This is a genomic window from Streptomyces sp. NPDC001532, assembly GCF_040298625.1.
GTDB lineage: Bacteria > Actinomycetota > Actinomycetes > Streptomycetales > Streptomycetaceae > Streptomyces.
On record NZ_JBEPAL010000096.1, the window covers coordinates 1 to 2411 of the forward strand.

Here is a 2411-nt window from a genome sequence, read left to right on the forward strand (position 1 = left end):
CCATGGCTCCGCCATGCCGCCCTCCTCCGCCTTGCGATGCACGGCACCAGACGCCGCTCGCTGATCCGGCCTGATCGACGAGACACCCCCTAGGGTGAGCGGGTGACGACGTATGCGGCGCTGCTCCGCGGAATCAACGTGGGCGGCAGCAAGAAGATCCCGATGACCGAACTGCGCACCCTCATGGAGCAGCTCGGCCACGACGACGTGCGGACCTATCTCCAGAGCGGCCAGGCCGTGTTCGCCTCCGACCGCGGTGACGAGGAGTCCCTGGCCGCCGAACTGACCCAGGCGATCGAGAAGCGGTACGGCTTCACGGTGGACGTCCTCGTACGCGACCACGCCTATCTCCGGGCGATCGCCGACGACTGCCCGTTCCCCGCCGCCGACCTGGAGGCCAAGCAGCTCCACGTCACCTACTTCTCCGCCCCCGTCGACGAGGAACGCTTCGCCGGCATCGACCGCGACGCCCACCTCCCCGAGGAGTTCCGCCTCGGCGACCGCGCCCTCTACCTGTACGCCCCGAACGGCCTCGGCCGCTCCAAGCTCGGCGAGGTGCTGTCCCGGCCCCGCGTGACCAAGGGCCTGATCGCCACCACCCGCAACTGGAACACCGTGCTCAAACTGATCGAGCTCACCCGGCCGGCCTGACCCTGCGCGCCTCCCGGTAGCCGCTGCGAGAGGTGTACGACAGCACCTCGTCCGGCACGGCCAGCCGCGGATCGCGGGCCAGCCGCCGCAGCTCCTCGTCGGTCCGGGCCGCGGCGACCGCGTCGAACAGGGCGAGGTCCTCCTCGGTGAGAGCGGCGTCGGAGCGCTCCTGCGGCCCCCAGGCGTCCCACGGCAGCAGCTCCACACCGATCAGCGCGGCCAGGTCCAGACGGATGTTCGCGCCGATGTACCACAGCCCGGCAAGCTGGTCGTGGCCCCACACCCCGAAGCCACGCGGATCCGCCGCCCCTTCCCGGCAGCCGCGCCAGGCGTCCCCGGCGACCAGGAACCGGTCCCGGGGCACGTCCGCGGGGTCGAAGTCGAGCGGATACGACGGATGCGCCACCTGCGCGTCGACCAGCCGCCAACTCCCGTCCGGCAGACGGTACTCCGCGACCCAGTGGTCGTCGTGGAACCCCTCCGCGAGGTAGTCGGCGAAGCCGCAGCGCAGCCGGGCGGGCGTGCCGGTGGCCCGCAGCAGGGCGCACAGCAGCAGCGCGAAGTCCCGGCACGTGCCCACGAACCGCGCCTCGTACGCCCGCGCCTCGGTCAGCGGCGCCGGATCGCGCTCCCGCAGGATGCGCAGGATCTCGCGCACGTACCGGGCCTCGGGGTCGTCGTGCTGCCGCTCCTCGGGGATCTCGTGGCCGATCCGCCACCCCTCCGCGCGGTGGATGACCAGTCCGCGCACCAGTGCGGCCAGTTGCCCCGGCTCGTGCGGCAGACCGCTCACATCGAGGTCGCCCGGGTCGCTGTACGGCGTCTGTGCCAGATGAAGGTCCATGCCCGGCACCCTCGGCCCTCCCTCAGGGGCAAGGTCGACCGAGGACGTCCGGCGAGCCGGGTCTCGTGCGCCCTACGCCCCGACCGCCGCCGGCATCGGCACCCGGGCCGCGTCGTAGCGCTCCAGCAGCACCCGTGCCACCTCCGGCGCCGCGCCCAGCACATCGGCGAGGACATCCGCCTCGGCCGCGCCCCGCGCGATCCGGTCCGGCAGGAAGCCGGGCGCCAGCACGTACGGCGCGACCGCGACCCGGGCGCAGCCGAGAGCACGCAGCTCCTGGACCGCGTCCTCGGTCCGGGGAAGGGATGCGGAGGCGAACGCAGGCCGCACGGCGCACCAACCGGTGTGCCGCCACTCCCGCGCGATTTCTGCGATCACTGCGATCGCCTCCGGGTCGGTGGACCCCGCCGAGGCCAGCACGACCCCGGTCGAGGACTTGTCGGCGGGCGACAGGCCCGCCTCGTACAGCCGCCGCTCCAGCGCCGCCAGCAGCAGCGGTGACGGCCCGAGCACCTCGGCCTGGTGGATCCGCAGCCGCGCCGGGGCCTCCCGCAGCACCGCGGGGATGTCGGCCTTCGCGTGGAACGCGCGGGTCAGCAGCAGCGGCAGCGCGACCACGTCACGGACGCCCTCCGCGGCCAGGGACGCCAGCACGCCCCGCACGGACGGGATGTTGAAGTCGAGGAAGCCGGTCTCCACGCGCAGCCCCGGCCGCAGCGACCGCACCCGCTGCACGAGGGCGTGCACGGTCGCGGCGTGCCGCGGGTCGCGGCTGCCGTGGGCGATGACGACGAGGACGGGACGTACCGGCTTCATGGGAGTCAGCCCTTCACCAGGAGGCCTCGGCTGCGCAGGACCTGTCGCTCCAGGGGGCTGAAGATGAGCAGGTCGATGGCGATGCCGACGATCAGGATGA

At 73.1% G+C, this 2411-nt stretch carries 3 protein-coding genes and 1 pseudogene; 1 reads left to right on the top strand and 3 read right to left on the bottom strand.

The window, feature by feature from the left end; all coding sequences use genetic code 11:
- The first annotated feature begins 102 nt into the window (after nucleotides 1-102).
- A complete protein-coding gene (locus ABT232_RS38315; RefSeq protein ID WP_351849422.1) occupies nucleotides 103-651 on the top strand; it encodes a DUF1697 domain-containing protein in 549 nt (182 codons plus the stop codon).
- Here the strand turns inward: ABT232_RS38315 and ABT232_RS38320 are convergent.
- The 3 genes and pseudogenes from ABT232_RS38320 to ABT232_RS38330 form a co-directional block, all read right to left on the bottom strand.
- The gene (locus ABT232_RS38320) at nucleotides 635-1495 is read right to left on the bottom strand and encodes a transglutaminase domain-containing protein (protein WP_351849425.1); all 861 of its coding nucleotides are present in this window, start codon (nucleotides 1493-1495) and stop codon (nucleotides 635-637) included. The two genes, ABT232_RS38315 and ABT232_RS38320, sit on opposite strands and share 17 nt — an antisense overlap.
- A gap of 72 nt (nucleotides 1496-1567) precedes the next feature.
- Entirely contained in the window at nucleotides 1568-2311 is a 744-nt protein-coding gene (locus tag ABT232_RS38325) for a sirohydrochlorin chelatase (RefSeq protein ID WP_351849427.1), read from the bottom strand.
- Between the two features lie 5 nt (nucleotides 2312-2316).
- A pseudogene (locus tag ABT232_RS38330) lies at nucleotides 2317-2411 on the bottom strand (ABC transporter permease); the annotation flags it as partial.

Coding starts and splice junctions, on each gene's coding strand:
- ABT232_RS38320 (WP_351849425.1), bottom strand. CDS start 1,495: ATGGACCTTCATCTGGCACAGACGCCGTACAGCGACCCGGGCGACCTC.
- ABT232_RS38325 (WP_351849427.1), bottom strand. CDS start 2,311: ATGAAGCCGGTACGTCCCGTCCTCGTCGTCATCGCCCACGGCAGCCGC.